Annotated in this window: 14 protein-coding genes; 7 read left to right on the forward strand and 7 right to left on the reverse strand. The window is 62.4% G+C overall.

The features are described from left to right. The first annotated feature begins 15 nt into the window (after positions 1-15). Positions 16-954 carry a class I SAM-dependent methyltransferase gene (locus ADU59_RS02710; RefSeq protein WP_068951430.1) on the forward strand — a complete coding sequence of 313 codons (939 nt, stop codon included), beginning with the start codon at positions 16-18 and terminating at the stop codon, positions 952-954. A 206-nt stretch (positions 955-1,160) separates the two neighbouring features. Next, positions 1,161-1,793 (forward strand): YitT family protein, encoded by a 633-nt coding sequence (locus ADU59_RS02715; protein ID WP_068951433.1) that lies wholly within the window; start codon positions 1,161-1,163, stop codon positions 1,791-1,793. A gap of 147 nt (positions 1,794-1,940) precedes the next feature. Here the strand turns inward: ADU59_RS02715 and ADU59_RS02720 are convergent, their stop codons facing one another. Continuing rightward, positions 1,941-2,402 carry a carboxymuconolactone decarboxylase family protein gene (locus ADU59_RS02720; RefSeq protein WP_068951435.1) on the reverse strand — a complete coding sequence of 154 codons (462 nt, stop codon included), beginning with the start codon at positions 2,400-2,402 and terminating at the stop codon, positions 1,941-1,943. Between the two features lie 22 nt (positions 2,403-2,424). Then, positions 2,425-2,925: an RrF2 family transcriptional regulator gene (locus tag ADU59_RS02725; protein ID WP_068951438.1), complete on the reverse strand. Its 501-nt coding sequence runs from the start codon at positions 2,923-2,925 to the stop codon at positions 2,425-2,427. Positions 2,926-3,066: 141 nt separating this feature from the next. Here ADU59_RS02725 and ADU59_RS02730 point away from each other — a divergent pair, with 141 nt between their 5' ends. Then, positions 3,067-3,708: a YitT family protein gene (locus tag ADU59_RS02730; protein ID WP_099050749.1), complete on the forward strand. Its 642-nt coding sequence runs from the start codon at positions 3,067-3,069 to the stop codon at positions 3,706-3,708. Positions 3,709-3,741: 33 nt separating this feature from the next. Here the strand turns inward: ADU59_RS02730 and ADU59_RS02735 are convergent, their stop codons facing one another. Beyond that, positions 3,742-3,945 (reverse strand): hypothetical protein, encoded by a 204-nt coding sequence (locus ADU59_RS02735; RefSeq protein ID WP_068951441.1) that lies wholly within the window; start codon positions 3,943-3,945, stop codon positions 3,742-3,744. Between the two features lie 182 nt (positions 3,946-4,127). Between ADU59_RS02735 and ADU59_RS02740 the strand changes: the two genes are divergently transcribed. The 3 genes from ADU59_RS02740 to ADU59_RS02750 all read left to right on the forward strand — a co-directional run bounded on the left by ADU59_RS02740 (position 4,128) and on the right by ADU59_RS02750 (position 7,751). Further along, entirely contained in the window at positions 4,128-6,656 is a 2,529-nt protein-coding gene (locus tag ADU59_RS02740) for a ligase-associated DNA damage response DEXH box helicase (protein ID WP_068951443.1), read from the forward strand. A 24-nt stretch (positions 6,657-6,680) separates the two neighbouring features. Then, entirely contained in the window at positions 6,681-7,406 is a 726-nt protein-coding gene (pdeM, locus tag ADU59_RS02745) for a ligase-associated DNA damage response endonuclease PdeM (protein ID WP_068951445.1), read from the forward strand. A gap of 78 nt (positions 7,407-7,484) precedes the next feature. Then, positions 7,485-7,751: a type II toxin-antitoxin system ParD family antitoxin gene (locus ADU59_RS02750; RefSeq protein WP_068951447.1), complete on the forward strand. Its 267-nt coding sequence runs from the start codon at positions 7,485-7,487 to the stop codon at positions 7,749-7,751. A gap of 311 nt (positions 7,752-8,062) precedes the next feature. Here ADU59_RS02750 and ADU59_RS02755 read toward each other — a convergent pair whose 3' ends face one another. The 4 genes from ADU59_RS02755 to ADU59_RS02770 all read right to left on the reverse strand — a co-directional run bounded on the left by ADU59_RS02755 (position 8,063) and on the right by ADU59_RS02770 (position 14,273). Then, positions 8,063-8,299 (reverse strand): Lrp/AsnC ligand binding domain-containing protein, encoded by a 237-nt coding sequence (locus ADU59_RS02755; RefSeq protein WP_068951449.1) that lies wholly within the window; start codon positions 8,297-8,299, stop codon positions 8,063-8,065. A gap of 153 nt (positions 8,300-8,452) precedes the next feature. After that, complete coding sequence (locus ADU59_RS02760) at positions 8,453-9,241, reverse strand: TIGR02186 family protein (RefSeq protein WP_068951451.1); 789 nt, start codon at positions 9,239-9,241, stop codon at positions 8,453-8,455. After that, positions 9,241-10,167, reverse strand: coding sequence for a sulfite exporter TauE/SafE family protein (locus ADU59_RS02765; protein ID WP_068951453.1), 927 nt, complete (start codon positions 10,165-10,167; stop codon positions 9,241-9,243). The genes ADU59_RS02760 and ADU59_RS02765 overlap by 1 nt, the downstream gene beginning before the upstream one ends. Positions 10,168-10,469: 302 nt before the next feature. Beyond that, on the reverse strand, positions 10,470-14,273 hold the full coding sequence (locus tag ADU59_RS02770) for a peptidoglycan-binding protein (protein ID WP_068951456.1): 3,804 nt from the start codon (positions 14,271-14,273) through the stop codon (positions 10,470-10,472). Positions 14,274-14,672: 399 nt separating this feature from the next. Between ADU59_RS02770 and ADU59_RS02775 the strand changes: the two genes are divergently transcribed. Further along, the gene (locus ADU59_RS02775) at positions 14,673-16,469 is read left to right on the forward strand and encodes an acyl-CoA dehydrogenase C-terminal domain-containing protein (RefSeq protein WP_068951458.1); all 1,797 of its coding nucleotides are present in this window, start codon (positions 14,673-14,675) and stop codon (positions 16,467-16,469) included. The last annotated feature ends 69 nt before the right edge of the window (positions 16,470-16,538 follow it).

Here is a 16,538-nt window from a genome sequence, read left to right on the forward strand (position 1 = left end):
TCGAGGCGCTGAACCATGACCCTCAACCAGCTTTCGTCCGGCGACCTGATTGCCGACCGCCGTGCCGAATATGCGCACATGCTCGCCGACAGCGGCGATCACGCGGAAGCCGCCGACCTGATGACCCAGGCGCTGGAGCTCGTCCCCGATTGGGCGGCCGGCTGGTTTCGTCTGGCCGACTATGAGGAAAAATCCGGCCGGAAAGAGGCGGCCGTCGATGCCTTGCGCAAAGTTCTCGACCTCAACCCGGACGACATGTTTGGCGCGGGCCTGAAACTCGCCCTTCTCGGCGGTTCCGAAACACCCGGGCAGCCATCCAGCCTTTATGTGGCGCAGCTGTTCGACGATTATGCCGACCGCTTCGACAAGGCGCTCGTCGAAAAGCTCGATTATACCGTTCCGGAAAAGCTGGCAGCGTTGATTGCCGCCCATGCGGGCGACACACGCTTTGCCCAGGTCACCGATCTCGGCTGCGGTACCGGCCTGTTCGGCGAACGCATCCGTGACAGGGCCGACCATCTCGAAGGCTTCGATCTTTCCGCCAACATGCTGGCCAGGGCGCAGGACAAGGGCATCTACGACCGTCTGGCGCAGGCCGACCTTTCACTGCCGCCGGAAACATCGGGCCTGCTTTCCGAAGGGGGCGAACATCGCGCCGATCTCGTCAGCGCTGCCGATGTGCTGATGTATCTCGGCCGTCTCGACACGGTCTTCGTCATCGCTTCGGCGCTGCTTGCGAAACACGGCCTGTTCGCCTTTTCCGTCGAGGATGCGGGCGATGACGGGGACTTCGTCCTGCGTCCATCGCTGCGCTACGCCCATTCGGAAACCTATGTCGGCAGCCTCTGCAAGCGCTTTGGGCTCGATATTCTCGACATCCGCAAAACCGTCATTCGCAATGACGGCGGAAAACCCGTCTCCGGCATTCTTTTCCTTACGCAAAAATCGGTCTGAACGCATTTTTCTTGCGAAGTTGAAATAGGTCAGCATTGCTTACATATTTCACTTGATCGATGCGGCGGGAATCCCGATAATTGCTGCATTGCACACATGCGCTGCAGCCGATGATGGCCGCCGCGCACGGGTCCTTTATTCCTTTAAATCATCGCTGTTCGGGCCTGCCCGGGCGTCCATCTTCTGCGGCCTTCGGAGATCGCGACATGAGCATCATCAATGCCCTTGGCTTCTGGAACACCAATGCGACGCGCCACACGCCGGTCGAGGACGTGCAGGGGATCTTCTCCGGCAGCCTGGTGGCGGCACTCGGTCTCTATGTGCTGGCCAGCGCCGGCCTTTTGACCGGCAGCACCGCCGGTGTCGCCTTCCTGCTGCATTATGCGATGGGGATCAATTTCGGTCTTGCCTTCTTCCTGCTCAACCTGCCGTTCTTCTATCTGTCGTGGAAACAGCTGGGCATGGCCTTCACCATCAAGACCTTCATCGCCATCGCCATTACCTCGCTCTTGACCAACATCCAGAGTCAGGTGTTCCAGATCGCCAGCATCCAGCCGGCCTGGGCGGCCCTGCTTGGTGGCCTGCTTCTCGGCTTCGGCCTTCTGGCGCTGTATCGCCATCGCGCCAGCCTCGGCGGCGTCGGGATCCTCGGGATCTACATGCAGGAGCGTTTCGGCATCCGCGCCGGTCTCGTCCAGCTTGCCATCGACATGTGTGTACTGGCCGCCGCCTTCTTCGTCACCACGCCATCGGTGGTGTTCTATTCGGTGCTCGGCGCCGTGGTGCTCAATCTGTTTCTGACCATCAACCACCGCGCCGATCGTTATATCGCGCTTTGAGGCACCGCCCCTCATCCGGCCATTCTTGTCTGAGAAAAAGGGCGGCCACCTTCTCCCCGTTATAACGGGGAGAAGGACCAAGCTGCAAGCTCCCTGATCCCCTCTCCCCGCCTGCGGGGAGAGGGCTAGGGTGAGGGGCAATTCCGTTCACGCAGCCTTTGCCACCCTGTCAACCGGATGCTGTGCGCGAAAACTGACGGCCAGCCGGTTCCAGACGTTGATGGCGCCGATCGCCACGGTGATCTTGGCGATCTCCTCGCTGGAGAAATGCGCCTGCAGCGTCTGATAGGCGTCATCCGGAGCGCCGGTCTGGGCGATATTGGTGACGGCATCGACCCAGCCGAGCAGTGCGCGCTCGCGGGCGTCGTAAACCGGCGATTCCCGCCAGACGCACATCAGGTTGATCCACTGTTCGCTCAGGCCGTCATGGCGCGATTCCTTCACGTGCATGTCGACGCAGAAGGCGCAGCCGTTGATCTGCGAGGCGCGCAGCTTGATCAGGTGAATGAAGCGGCGCTCCAGGCCGGAATTCTGCACGTAGTTTTCAAGCGCCAACACCGCCTTGAAGGCTTCAGGCGATGCTTTGGTCATGTCGAGACGCTGTTGCATGGGTCTTCTCCTTTGTAAGGGCTCAACGAGCCGTTTTGCGTTCATGGATTTCCAGAAAGGCGCAGCCCCTGGCGGCGATCGGTCCGTCGTCGATTTCGGCCAGTTGCACGCCGAGATCGGCGATCGTGGTCTTGGCCAGTTCCGCACGGTAGACGCGTTCGGCCCGCAGCATGGTGGCCGAGATATTGCAGGGCTTGGAAAAGTAACGGTCCGGCACCGGGTTTGGCCCCCGTTGGCGGATTTCATTACAGCGGAATGCCGGCGCCGGACCTTCGACGGCAAGCACGATATCCAGCAGCGTGATCCTGTCCGGCGCCTTCGCCAGCCGGTATCCGCCCTTTGGGCCCGGCACCGTATGGAGAATGCCGGCACCCGACAGCGCCTGTAGATGCTTCAGAAGATAGCTCGTGGAGACGCCATGAAATTCGGCGATTGCCGCAGCCGAAAGCACACCGCCTTCGGAAAGGCCCGACAGCATCGCAACACTGTGAATGGCCTGCTCGACACCCTCACCCAGCTTCATCCGCATTTTCTCCTCTATCATGGATAATTTGTATCCATGATTATTTCGGCCGTCAAGCGACAAAATCCGAGGCGACGCTTGCGTTCCGGAAGTGGGGCGATAGAAGGACCGGATACAGGGCTACGGGAAACGGCGACAATGATGGCAACACCGGCAAAATCCGCTTTCGCGGCACTGATGAATTCGAGCGCGGAACGCCATTCGCTTGTCGATGACGCACAGGGCGTTGTCTCCGGCAGCATGCTCGCCGTGCTCGGCATCACGCTTTTGTCCAGCGCCGGACTGTTGACCGGCGGCACGCCCGGCATCGCCTTTCTCGTTCATTATGCCACCGGCTTCAGCTTCGGCCTGTGCTTCTTCGCCGTGAACCTGCCCTTCTACTATCTCGCCTTCCGCCGCATGGGCCTTGCCTTCACGCTGAAGACATTCATCGCCGTCGCCCTGACCTCGGCCATGTCCGAAGTCCTGCCGCGCGCACTCGGCCTCACCCATGTCGATCCGCTCATCGGCGCGCTGTTCGGCGGCTTGGTCATCGGCGCTGGCCTGCTTGCTCTCTTCCGCCACCGCGCCAGCCTCGGCGGCATCGGCATTCTGGCGCTCTACATCCAGGACCGCTTCGGCTGGCGCGCCGGCCTCGTCCAGCTCGGCTTCGACGGCGCCATCGTCGCCTGCTCCTTTTTCCTGGCCAGCCCCTTCATCATCGCCTGCTCGATCGTCGGCGCGGTGGTGATGAACGTGACGCTGGCCGTCAACCATCGCAAGGACCGCTATATCGCGATGTGAGGCGTCCATCCGCCCGTCATACGTTCGGCGGGGTCACCACATCACATTGTGCTTTTTCAGCTGGTCGATGGCATTCAAGGCCTCATACGGGGACCAGCCCGCATTGACCGCGGCTTCGACCAGCCGGGTTTCCGTCTCCTGCTCGAGCTTTTGATACAACGGTTCAAGCGCCTCCTGTACCGTCAGGATATGCTCATCGGGCGGAATGACGAATTGATCGGGAACTGACACCGGCATGACCCTCTCCTCTTTGCACTCGGCCTTTCGATTTTGACATGAATCTCCCAATGCAAAGAACGCGGAAGTGTTCCCACCGACATCCGGTATTTTTGCGCTTCTGCCGGACCGATACGGCGCTCGGTCCAGACCTTGCGAACAGGGCTCTTCAAATCCGCCGCGTTTGATCTACATTTGTTCGCGTGACCCTGATCGATTCCACCACACGCGCAGAAACTCCACCGCTCCTGCCTGCGCCCTTTCTCCGCTGGTTTTCGGACAAGGGCTGGCAGCCGCGTGCACATCAGCTGGAGCTTCTCTCCCGCGTTAAGAGCGGCGAAAACATGCTACTGATCGCACCGACCGGCGCCGGCAAGACGCTTGCCGGCTTCCTGCCCTCGCTGGTCTCGCTGACCGGGCGCGGAGCGATTCCGCCCGGTTCTGCGTTTACCGGCATCCACACGCTTTACATCTCGCCCTTGAAGGCGCTGGCCGTCGATATCGAGCGCAACCTGATGAAGCCGGTCGGCGACATGGGGCTGCCGGTGCGCATCGAGAACCGGACCGGCGACACGCCGGCCTCCAAGCGCCAGCGCCAGAAGCTCAATCCGCCCGATATCCTGCTCACGACCCCCGAACAGGTGGCGCTGCTGCTTGCCAACGGCGAGGCGGAACGCTTCTTCAAGGACCTGAAATATGTGGTGCTCGACGAGTTGCATTCGCTGGTCACCTCCAAGCGCGGCCATCTCTTGTCGCTCGGCCTTGCTCGGCTGAGAAAGCTGGCGCCCGCCATGCAGGCGATCGGCCTGTCGGCCACCGTCGCCGATCCGATGGATTTGCAACGCTGGCTGAGCCCCCAGAATGAGGGCGAAAACAATCACGCCGGGCTGATCACCGTGAGCGGCGGTGCGCGGCCAGAGATTTCGATCCTGCGCACCGAGGAGCGCGTGCCCTGGGCCGGTCATTCGGCGGCTTATGCCATCGGCGATATCTACAAGGCGATCGGCGGGCAGAAGACGACGCTGCTCTTCGTCAATACCCGCAGCCAGGCCGAACGCGTCTTCCAGGAGCTCTGGACCATCAACGACGACAATTTAGCCATCGCGCTGCATCACGGCTCGCTCGATGTCGGCCAGCGGCGCAAGGTCGAGGCGGCGATGTCCGAGAACCGGTTGCGCGCCGTCGTCGCCACCTCGACGCTCGATCTCGGCATCGACTGGGGCGATGTCGATATGGTCATCCATGTCGGTGCGCCGAAAGGGGCAAGCCGCCTTGCCCAGCGCATTGGCCGCGCCAACCACCGCATGGACGAGCCGAGCCGCGCCATCCTGGTGCCGGCCAACCGTTTCGAGGTGATGGAATGCCAGGCGGCCCTCGACGCCAACTATATCGGTGCACAGGACACACCGCCTGTTGGCCGCGGCGCGCTCGACGTGCTCGCCCAGCATGTGCTCGGCATGGCCTGCGCCGCTCCGTTCGATCCGGTCGCGCTCTATGCCGAGATCACCAGCGCCGCACCTTACGCCACCCTCTCGTGGGAGACCTTTGAGCGGATCATCGATTTCGTCGCCACCGGCGGTTATGCGCTGCGCGCTTATGAGCGCTACGCCAAGATCCGCAAGACGCCCGAAGGCTTCTGGCGCGTGTCCAATCCGCAGATCGCCCAGCAATATCGCCTCAATGTCGGCACGATCATCGAATCGCCGATGCTGAACGTGCGGATGGTCAAGCACAACGCGCGCGGCTCGATCGGTCGAGGTGGAATGACGCTCGGCAAGGTCGAGGAATATTTCGTCGAGATGCTGTCGCCGGGCGATACCTTCCTGTTTTCCGGCAAGGTGCTGCGTTTCGAGGGCATCCGCGAGAGCGAATGTCTGGTGAGCCAGGGCTTCAAGCTGGATCCGAAGGTTCCCTCCTACAATGGTGGCAAGTTTCCGCTCTCGACTTATCTCGCGCAGCAGGTCCGCAAGATGCTTGCCGATCCCGGCCGGCATGCGACGCTGCCCGATCAGGTCCGCGACTGGCTGTCGCTGCAAAAGGACCTGTCGATGCTGCCGAAGGAAGACGAGCTGCTGATCGAGACCTTTCCGCGCGGCAGCCGCCACTACATGGTGATCTACGCCTTCGAGGGACGGCTGGCCCACCAGACGCTCGGCATGCTTTTGACCCGGCGGCTCGACCGCGCCGGGCTGAAACCGCTCGGCTTCGTCGCCACCGATTATTCACTGGCCATCTGGGCGCTGGACGATCTGGGGGAAGCTTTCCTTCAAGGCCGCCCGAAGCTTGCCGACCTGTTCGACGAGGACATGCTGGGCGACGACCTGGAAGCCTGGCTGAACGAAAGTTTCCTGCTCAAGCGCACCTTCCGCAACTGCGCCGTCATCGCCGGCCTGATCGACCAGCGCCATCCCGGCAAGGAAAAGAGCGGCCGGCAGGTGACGGTCTCCGCCGACCTCATTTACGACGTTTTGCGCAGCCATGAACCGGACCATATCCTGCTCGAGGCCACGCGAAACGACGCCTCGACCGGACTTTTGGACATCGAACGGCTTGGCGATATGCTGACACGAATCAAGGGCCACATCACCCACCGCCCGCTGGCGCAGATTTCGCCGCTGGCGGTTCCGGTCATGCTGGAAATCGGCAAGGAGTCGGTCAACGGCGACGCGCAGGATTTCCTGCTTGCCGAAGCCGCCGACGAACTCTTCGGCGACGCGCTGGCCGGGCACTGAATTTAGAAATCAAGCCGGAAACTCATGCACCGCATCGCCCACGCCATTTCTGCCCTGCCGGACAATCCGGCGCTTTCGGCCCGCACCGTGATCAACGGCGTGGCGGCTGTCTGCGATCCGCTCGGCGGTCTCTACCTGCCCGATCTCGACATTCTCGTCGTCTCCGATCTGCACCTGGAGAAAGGCTCGGCCTTTGCCCGCCGCGGCATGATGCTGCCGCCCTACGATACGCTGGCGACGCTGCGCATTCTTGACGCGGTGATTGCGCGCCACAATCCGAAAACCGTCATCAGCCTTGGCGACAATTTCCATGACCGCGTCGGCTCGGCCCTGATGCCGGAGCTTTTTCGCGGCATGATCGAGACCATGGCACGCGGCCGCGATTGGGTCTGGATCAACGGCAACCACGATCCCGACGGCACCGTCTCCCTGCCCGGCTCCTGCACCGACGAGCTCCATCATGCCGGCCTGATCTTCCGCCACGAGCCATCGCTGAATGCGAGCGCCGGCGAGATCGCCGGCCATCTGCATCCGGCGGCCACCGTGCGGCGGCGCGAAAAATACATGCGCCGCGCCTGTTTCGCCACCGACGGCCGCCGCCTGATCATGCCCGCCTTCGGCGTCACCACCGGCGGCCTGGACCTGCGCCACCAGGCGATGCGCGGCCTCTTCGACCACCAGACCCTCGTCGCCCATATGCTGGGGCGGGACCGGATCTATTCGGTGCGGTTTGCAAATTTGCTGGGGTAAATGCGCGGGCTCTTTGAGAAGTGCGCCCATTGTGATAATTATTGTTAATAGTTATTATCTTTGCTGCGAGATTGACCCATGGCAAGCTTTGCTTTGAACGAGCACTACGAGCGTTTCATCCGGAAGCAGCTTGAATCCGGCCGTTACAACAATGCCAGCGAAGTCGTGCGGGCCGGTTTGCGGATGCTTGAAGATTTCGAGGCAGCGCGCGAACGTTGGCTGCGCGATGACATCCCTTCCCGCCTGGAAGACATCCGCCAAAATCCGGAACAAGCCATTTCGCTTGAAGATGCTTTTTCCCGATTGGAAGCGCGGCATCAGGCACACGTGGCGAAGACAAGATAACAATGCCTTATCGCGTTCTGCTCCATCCCAAGGCTGAACGCTCTCTACGATACCATTGCTGAAAAGGCTGATCCGACAACGGCGTGGAGCTTCGTCTCCGGCATTCGAACGTTCTGCCTGCAGCTGGCCGATTTCCCCGAACGCGGTACGGAGCGTGTCGAACTCGTGCCGGGCTTGCGGATCATCGGCTATCGGCGAAGCGTCAGCATCGCGTCCCGCAGGCTTACCGTCGACATCAGCGCACCCTTTGTGGTCATTAATGACTACATCAGGTGGTAAGCCTGCAAAAATCAAGAATGGCGAACAACACCCTAAAACGCATTGAACGTCAGCGTCGTCAGCGACCGGTTGATGCCCGGCACGGTGGCGATGTTGTCGTTGATGAATTTGCCGACATCCTCGCCTTCCTCGATATAGACCTTGATCAGCAGGTCGTAATCGCCGCTGGTCGAATACATCTCCGAGACGATCTCCTTCTTGTAGATCACGTCGGCGACCTCGTAGGTCTTGCCGGGGGCGCATTGCAGCTGGACGAAAATCGGCTTCATCGGGACATCCTTTCTAAGCTCTTTGGCTTTCTAGGCTCTTTGGCTTTCTGGGCTCTTTGGCTTTCTGGGCTCTTTGGCCGCTGACCGGCCTTGGACGGCCTTCAGATGATTTCGAACCGCAATAGCCTGTTTTCAGGGGCAAGCAAACCCGTATCAATCCCTGCGGAAGACGATGCTGGCCAGCCAGCCGGTGACGACAGCCAGAAGCACGGCGGTGATGCCGTAGAGAAACGGCATCTCGTGCGCCGCGCTGGTGATCGCCTGCTCCAGTCCCGTCTTGACGACGCGCAGCGGCAGCGCCTTGGCGGCGACGAAAACACCGTCGCGGAAGAGATAGGCGCGGACGATATGCACGCCGTTCGGCACGTCGGCCGGCAACCGCACCGAGGCCTTGAACAGGCTGGAACTGATGAACTGCACGCCGCCGGGATCGCGCTGGTAGACACCGCTCGTTTCCCGCAGCCGCCGGAAGGCATTGCGGAATTCGGCGAGATTGCTGCCATTGCCGATATAGCCGATCGGCGTCAGCGGCATATGCGCGACGCCGATGCCCATGTTGCTCATGTCGCCCGGCGGGGCGATCGTCTCGATGTCGCGCGTGCTCGACAGCGAATAGGATTCCGGCACCAGCTCGAAGGTCATCGAGTTGGTGTTGATCCAGATACCGAAGACGCGCTCCTTCTTGCGCACCGTGGTATTTTCCTTCGGCCCTTCGAGCGCGACGACGATGTTGTATTTGCCCTGGGCCAGAAGCCCGGCGTCGAAGCCGTCGATGGCGCCGAAGATCGTCAGGTCGGCGCCGCGAAAATCGGAGGTGATGGAAATCTCGTCGGTGGAGATGCCGATATCGAGCTTTTCTGTAAAGTCGGCCGGCTCCGTTCGTGCGGTCACCGGCGCGGCGAGAAACAGGCCCAGCAAAAGCATCCGTGTCCAGATCCGCATCAGAAACCGAGCCCCGCGGAAACGATCGAATAGACTTCCTGCGGCGGGATGATCAGCTCGATGGCAAGCCGAATGCCGACAGCCAGAACCAGCAGCGCCAACAGCGCCCGAAGCTGTTCGCCGCGCAGCCTCTGGCCGACCCGCACACCGTATTGCGCCCCGATCACGCCGGCGATCATCAGCACGAAGGCCAGCACGATATCGACCGTGTAATTGGCCGTCGCCTGGACGATGACGGTATAGGCGGAGACGAAGATGATCTGGAACAGCGAGGTGCCGACGACCACATTGGTCGGGATGCGCAGGAGATAGATCATCGCCGGCACCATGATGAAGCCACCGCCGACGCCCATCACCGAGGTCAGGATGCCGATGCCAAAGCCCAGCGCGATGATCGGAATGACACTCAGATAGATCTTCGATTTCTTGAACCGCATCTTCAACGGCAGCCGGTGCACCCAGTTGTGCTGGCCCGGCCGCTTCAGCGTCACGGTCTCGTTCTTGGCGGCCCGGCGCAGCGCGACGATGCTTTCCCACAGCATCAGCGAGCCGACGGTCCCGAGCAAAAGCACATAGGCAAGCGAAATCACCAGGTCGAGCTGGCCGATGCGGCGCAGCATCGCGAAAATCCAGATGCCGACCGTCGCCCCCGCCAGACCGCCGCAGAGCAGCACGGTCCCCAGCTTGATGTCGATCGTGCCGCGGCGGAAGTGGGTGATGGCGCCAGAAATGGAGGAAGCGACGACCTGGTTGGCACCGGTGGCAACGGCAACCACGGGTGGGATATTGTAGAAGATCAACAGCGGCGTGATCAGGAAGCCGCCACCGACACCGAACATGCCGGACAAAAAGCCGACGGCCGCGCCCATGCCGAGGATGATGAGAATGTTCACCGACAACTCTGCGATGGGCAGATACACCGTCACGGCCAGACCTCTAAATATGCCAATAGCCCGCGAGGCGGGTGGAAAACATCAAAGTGGCAAGTGATTCACCACGGGAAATCAAGGAATGGAACGGGTCTGAAAACCAATTCGAATTGGCGAATTCAACGTCGTTCCGTCATGCGCCCCGGGGTCAGGCCTGTCAACCTTCTGCAAGGTCTGAGCCTAACCCGTGGAAGGCCCCTTTGTCCGGCCGGTCTGCGGCATTATTGCGGCCGCAAACGCCGTTTGGAAACATGCCCCGCCAAAGCGCATCGCCTGTGCCCGGATGAACACGCGCCGCCTTAGCCGTTCCGCTTCAGGAGTTCCTTGACGAGCGCGTCGGTGATCTGGCCCGTCGGCTCCTGGCCGATCGATTTCTGGAAAGCCTTGATCGCCGAAATGGTCTTGTTGCCCATCTCGCCATCCGGCTTGCCGGCATCGAAGCCGTTGTTGTTGAGAATCGCCTGGATGTTGCGCAGCGCCTTCTTCATATCGACAGAGGCGGTCTTCGTGCCCTTGCCAACCCAGGTATCGGGGACGTCGACCGAATTGGCCGTCGCGTCGAGCGGGATCAGTTTCCAGGCTTCGAATTTCGCCTTGGCGCTCTTCAGCTGGTCGGGCGTGAGCGCCTTGGCCACTTCGTCGCGCTTCTGGCCGGCATCGGCATCGCCGTCGCGGGCAGCGACGGAAAACCACTTGTAGGATTCTTCCAGATCCTGGTTCACACCGTTGCCACGCGCATAGAGGATGGCGAGGTTGAACTGGCTGTCGCGAATGCCGCGATCGGCCGCCATGGCAAACCATTTGCCGGCACCGGCAAAATCCGGAGCCGCATCGCCGCCGCTTGCCAGCATGACGGCAAGATTGTGCATGGCGCTGGCATTGCCCTTGTCGGCGGCCTGCTGATAGAGCGCGCGCGCCTTCTTCAGGTCGCGGCCGACGCCGGTGCCCTTTTCGTAGAGGCTCGCCAGCCGGTATTCGGCGGGAACGACGCCCGCATCGGCGGCGCGCTGGTACCATTTCGCAGCCTGGGCCAGATCGGCCTTGATGCCGCGGCCTTCGGTATAAACAGCACCGATTTCGAACAATGCCAGGGGATCCCCGGCCTTGGCGGCTTCGGCAAGCGCGGCCGGCTTGATGTCGGCGGGAACGTCGATTGCCGTGTCGGCCGCGGCCGATTTGACAGTTTCCCCAAGGACCGGTGCCGTATCCGCTGCAGCACCGCCAATGACCGGCGAAAGCGACCTGGCGCCTGCATCCCCGGTTTCCGGCAATGCCTGTGTGGCGTCCGGCAGCGTCGTCTCCGGCTCCGCGATTGCCGTTGCCGGCGTTTCCGGCTGGGCCATCTGCGGCTCGGTTGCGGGCAATTGTTCTACTTCGCCGGCCTGCGGCTGCAGCGCGCCCAGCGGCGCGGCATTGTTGTCGCCGGCATCCATTACCGGTGCCACATCGGCCGTTTCCGGCGTTTCGCCCACCATCGGAATTTCATCTGTCAACGGCTGTTCGACGGCAGCGACCGGCATCTGGGCGGGCGCCTTGTCGCCGCGGATCAGCGTGTTGACCAGCGGATAGGACATGATCGCCAGAAGCACGGCACCGACCGCCATCAGGATCGGGCGGCGATGACGGGTAAAGGCGCCGCCGATGGGCGATGCAGCAGCACCGCTCTTGCCCTTGTTCAGCGTATCGACCTCTTCGGCGGCAAGCTGGGCGGCGCGGCGGGCGGCGGCAATGAAATCCGCCTTGTCGGTTTCGCTCGGCGGACCGTTGCGGCCGGTCTGCCCGGCGCGAACCCGCTCCAGGATCTTCTTGACGTCCGGAACGCCGGAACCCGGCTCCAGCAGCTGGTTGGCCACATCCGGCTCGATGGCATCCGATGCATCGATCGACGGCGCCGGATCGACGAGCTGCCGGTCGGCGGCCTGTGCAGGCTCCGTTCGCTTGCCGGTCAGCCGCTTGGCAAGTCCGGCGAGAAGACCGGTCTTGGCGGCGGGCAGGGCGGCCGTTTTGATATCGCCCTGGTGTACGGTTGCCTGCTCGGAGACGACGGCCACGGCTTCGGCGACCTCTTCGCGCGACGGCCCGGACGCATCGGCCTCGGCCGCAAGCCCATGCATGTCGCGCTTCAGGTCCTCGTAGCGGCGTCCGAAATCAGCCTCGGCGAAGGGATCGTCCTCCGTCTCGAAAACCGGCTGGACCGCTCTGGGCATTTGCGGCTGGCTGTCCGGCATGCGCGCACCGAAGGCACGCGGTTCGGCCGGCTCCAGGCCCCGCTCTTCCAGCCGCTCCAGTTTTTCAGCAATGTGAACGAGCGTCTCGTGCAGCGCCTCGAAGGTTCGCGCCGTGCGCTCCTCGCTCGAGCGGCTCATGTCTTCCAGAACCTTGAGATCGTCTGCCAGCGCCGAGATCGCCGCCATGTCCGTGCCGCCGGCAGCGGTATGGGCGACGCCGTTCTTCGCATAGGCCTCCATCACCGCTTCGGCGGCCTGGCGGGCCGCCTCGATGATATATTCGTCGCTGGTCGCCAGATAGTCCTCGAGCGCACTCATCCGGCCTTCGAATTCGGCCGGAACAGCGTCTTGGCTTGCCTCACGCGGCTGGCTGACGAGGCTCGACAGATTGGCGATCTGGTCCTGCAGGCTGCGCAGAATCTCGCTGTCGTCATAGGGCGCCGCATGGGTTTCCTCGAGACGCAGGGCGATATCGGAAAGCTGGCCTTCGAGCCGGTCGAATCGGGCATCGCCGACATAGGAAGTGGTTGGCGTGTCCAGCTGGTCGATCCGGCGGGCAAGATCGTCGAGACGCTCGGCAAGCGCATCGTTGACGGAACCCTGATCCAGCGCGTCGATCTTGCGGGAGATATCGGAGAGATATTCCGACAGATCGGGCTGGGCGGAGATCTTCTGCGAGCGCTCCAGCATCAGCGACAATTGTTCGAGGCGCTCTTCGAGGCGAACGGCGGCTTCCTCGTTGGCCAGTTCCTCGACGCGGGCGGCCAGTGCCTCGATCCGCGAGCCAACCCCATTGTCGGTTGGCCGCTGCAGGCCATCGATCTGGCGGGAGAGATCGGCAAGCCGGCCTTCGACACGGGTCACACCGGCACTGTCGGGAACCGCTGCGCGGCCGCTGGCGACAATGGCGCGGCTGATCTCGTCAAGGCGTGTGTCCAGATCGGCAAATTGCGAGGCCATACGGCGGTCGTCCGGCTGCATGTGGCGGCCGATCAGTTCGATCGCCTGGGCAACCGAAACCAGCTTGTCTTCCAGCGCATGGATGGCCGGGCCGCTGTTCATCGAGCCGATCTGCGACTTGATCTCGTCGAGCCGGTAGGCGAGTGCCACCAGTTCGTCGTCGCGGTTCGCATCGAAAGCGTTCATCCGCTCCTCGACGCCGGTCCAGCGCGTTTCCATACGGTGTACGGTATCTTCGCGGGCAAGGCCGTCGATCATGGCGCGCAGTTCGTCGAACTCGACCTTGAGCGCATCGGCCTGCGACGGGGATGCCTGGCGGCCGAGCTGGTTGATGCTGTCGGACAGCCGCTGCAGATCGCCGCGGATGTCTTCCGCCATCGTCTGGTCCTGGGCCGCATCGACGGTGATGCCGCGGATTTCGGCGCGCAGCACCGTCATCTCGCGCGACAAGCCGTCGGCAATATCCTTCTTCAGCTCCTGGCGCAGGCCGACCAGTGCCTGGGCGATCTCCGCCATGGCCGGGTCCGAACGCTGCGGCTCGCTGCGATAGGGTTCGCTGCGCGCCGCCGGCACGTCGCGCCGGGGCTGGATGGGTGACTGGTAGGCGGCGGAGGCGCGTTCCTCATGGGCACGGGGCGCGGGCTGCGGCTGGACGCGGTCGCGGCTAACATCGCGTTCCCGCGTTGCCGTCAGCATGCGCTGCCGCTGCATGATTTCCGTAACAGGATCGGGCCGTGCAGCGGGTCCCTCGCGCTCGGCCGCGCTACGGCCGCGCGGATCACGCCCGGCCGTTCCCATCAATCCTTCGATACGCGCTTCCAGTCCTTCGATCGTGCGGTTCAACGCATCGAGCGACGACCTGTCGCCATAGGGCGCTGCGCCCGGGCGTGGAGTGTTTGATCGCGATCCGTTCATCGTTCTTCGCCTCTTTCATCGGCCTTGATCGGAATCCGGGCTTTGGAAAGGCATATCCCCGCCTTCCGGTGGCTCCGGTACCGATCCGGACAAAGCTGCAACGACGCGAAGACAAAAAACTATTGCAACCATGACCATCTCAACACGCACTTTCCCGAAACGTGGTAAATAAGCCGTTAACCTGACTGAAAATTTTTTAACGATTTGCATGCATGCTGCTCGCCGGAGGCTTTCACACCCTTATTTCGGCACATCCGTTCCGGCGAGCGATCAAATCTTGCTGACCGATAAATTTTGACGTTTACGCGCACGTCAAAATTTTGTAGCGTGGTGGAAATGGCGGGGAGCGCTCCAGGAGAAGCCGCTCCATGACACGGTTACAGGTGAGGAACACAGGACATGCCCAGCTATAAGGCCCCGGTCGAAGACACGCTTTTCATTCTCAACGATGTTCTCGGCATCGAGCGCTACAACAACCTGCCCGGCTTTGCCGATGCGACGCCCGACATGATCGAAGCGATCGTCGGCGAAGCGGCCAAGCTTGCCGAGGAAGTGCTGTTCCCAGTCAACCTGTCCGGCGATCAGGAAGGCTGCAAGCGCAACGACGACGCGACGGTGACGACGCCCAAGGGCTTCAAGCAGGCGTTCGATCTCTACCGCCAGGGCGGCTGGCTCGGCCTTTCCATTCCGGAAGAATTCGGCGGCCAGGGCCTGCCCTATACGCTGCACACCGCCGTCGGCGAATATATGTCCTCGGCCAACATGGCGCTGACCATGTATCCGGGACTCACCCAGGGCGCGATCGCCGCCATCCTCGTGCACGGCACCGACGCGCAGAAGGAAACCTATCTGCCGAAGATGGTGGCGGGCGACTGGACCGGCACCATGAACCTGACCGAGCCGCATTGCGGCACCGATCTCGGCCTCTTGCGCACCAAGGCGGTGCCGCAGGGCGACGGCTCCTACAAGATTTCCGGCCAGAAGATCTTCATCTCCGCCGGCGAACACGACATGGCCGGCAATATCATCCATCTGGTTCTCGCCCGCATCGAGGGCGCACCGGAAGGCACGAAGGGCATCTCGCTGTTCATCGTGCCGAAGTTCCATGTCGAGGCCGATGGCTCCCTGGGCGGCCGCAACACGGTTTCCTGCGGTGCGATCGAGCACAAGATGGGCATTCACGGCAACTCGACCTGCGTCATGAACTATGACGACGCCATCGGCACTCTCATCGGCACGGAGAACAAGGGCCTCAACGCCATGTTCGTGATGATGAACGAAGCCCGTCTCGGTGTCGGCCTGCAGGGCCTGTCGGTCAGCGAAGTCGCCTACCAGAACGCCGCCAACTACGCCCGCGACCGCATCCAGGGCCGCTCGCTCTCCGGTGTCAAGGCGCCGGACAAGAAGGCCGACCCGATCATCGTCCATCCCGACGTGCGCCGCGCCCTGATGACGATCAAGGCCTTCAATGAGGCCGGCCGCGCCTTCACGCTGTGGACGGCGCTCAAATCCGACATCGCGCATCGCGGCGACAACGAAGCGGACCGCCAGACCGCCGACGATATCCTTGGCCTGATGACCCCGATCCTCAAGGGTGTCTTGACCGACAAGGGCTTCGACCACGCAGTCATGGCCCAGCAGATCTTCGGCGGCCACGGCTATATCGAAGAACACGGCATGAGCCAGTATGTCCGCGATGCCCGCATCGCGATGATCTACGAAGGCGCCAACGGCATCCAGGCACTCGATCTCGTCGGCCGCAAGCTAGCGCTGAACGGCGGCCGGGCGATCACCGCGCTGTTCAAGGAAATCGGCGATTTCTGCGAGGAAAACCGCGCCGACGAAAAACTGGCACCCTACACCAAGGGCCTGAAGAAGGGCTTGAACGACCTGCAGGCGGCCACCATGTGGTTCATGGGCAACGCCATGGCCAAGCCCGACAATGCCGGCGCCGGATCGACCGACTACATGCACCTCTTCGGCCTCGTCGTGCTCGGCTACATGTGGGCGAAGATCGCCAAGACGGCGGACGAAAAGCTGGCGGAAGGTGCCGGCGACCGCGAAGCCTATCTGAAGAACAAGCTCGTCACGGCCAAGTTCTTCATGGAACGCATCATGCCGGAAACCGCGCTGCGCAAGGCCCGCATCGAAACCGGCGCCGACACGACGATGGCGCTGGATGCGGCGGCGTTCTGAGTAAAAACCTCTTCTCCCCAGCGGGGAGAAGTGCCGAGCATAGCGAGGCGATGAGGGGGCCCTGCGGCA

Origin of the sequence: Pararhizobium polonicum (genome assembly GCF_001687365.1) — a bacterium.
GTDB lineage: Bacteria > Pseudomonadota > Alphaproteobacteria > Rhizobiales > Rhizobiaceae > Pararhizobium > Pararhizobium polonicum.

Bases quoted from the DNA above. Each gene is read 5' to 3' on its own strand.
- ADU59_RS02750 (WP_068951447.1), top strand. From the start codon at position 7,485: ATGGCAAGCTTTGCTTTGAACGAGCACTACGAGCGTTTCATCCGGAAG.
- ADU59_RS02775 (WP_068951458.1), top strand. From the start codon at position 14,673: ATGCCCAGCTATAAGGCCCCGGTCGAAGACACGCTTTTCATTCTCAAC.
- pdeM (WP_068951445.1), top strand. From the start codon at position 6,681: ATGCACCGCATCGCCCACGCCATTTCTGCCCTGCCGGACAATCCGGCG.
- ADU59_RS02755 (WP_068951449.1), bottom strand. From the start codon at position 8,299: ATGAAGCCGATTTTCGTCCAGCTGCAATGCGCCCCCGGCAAGACCTAC.
- ADU59_RS02710 (WP_068951430.1), top strand. From the start codon at position 16: ATGACCCTCAACCAGCTTTCGTCCGGCGACCTGATTGCCGACCGCCGT.
- ADU59_RS02760 (WP_068951451.1), bottom strand. From the start codon at position 9,241: ATGCGGATCTGGACACGGATGCTTTTGCTGGGCCTGTTTCTCGCCGCG.
- ADU59_RS02735 (WP_068951441.1), bottom strand. From the start codon at position 3,945: ATGCCGGTGTCAGTTCCCGATCAATTCGTCATTCCGCCCGATGAGCAT.
- ADU59_RS02730 (WP_099050749.1), top strand. From the start codon at position 3,067: ATGGCAACACCGGCAAAATCCGCTTTCGCGGCACTGATGAATTCGAGC.
- ADU59_RS02770 (WP_068951456.1), bottom strand. From the start codon at position 14,273: ATGAACGGATCGCGATCAAACACTCCACGCCCGGGCGCAGCGCCCTAT.
- ADU59_RS02720 (WP_068951435.1), bottom strand. From the start codon at position 2,402: ATGCAACAGCGTCTCGACATGACCAAAGCATCGCCTGAAGCCTTCAAG.
- ADU59_RS02715 (WP_068951433.1), top strand. From the start codon at position 1,161: ATGAGCATCATCAATGCCCTTGGCTTCTGGAACACCAATGCGACGCGC.
- ADU59_RS02725 (WP_068951438.1), bottom strand. From the start codon at position 2,925: ATGAAGCTGGGTGAGGGTGTCGAGCAGGCCATTCACAGTGTTGCGATG.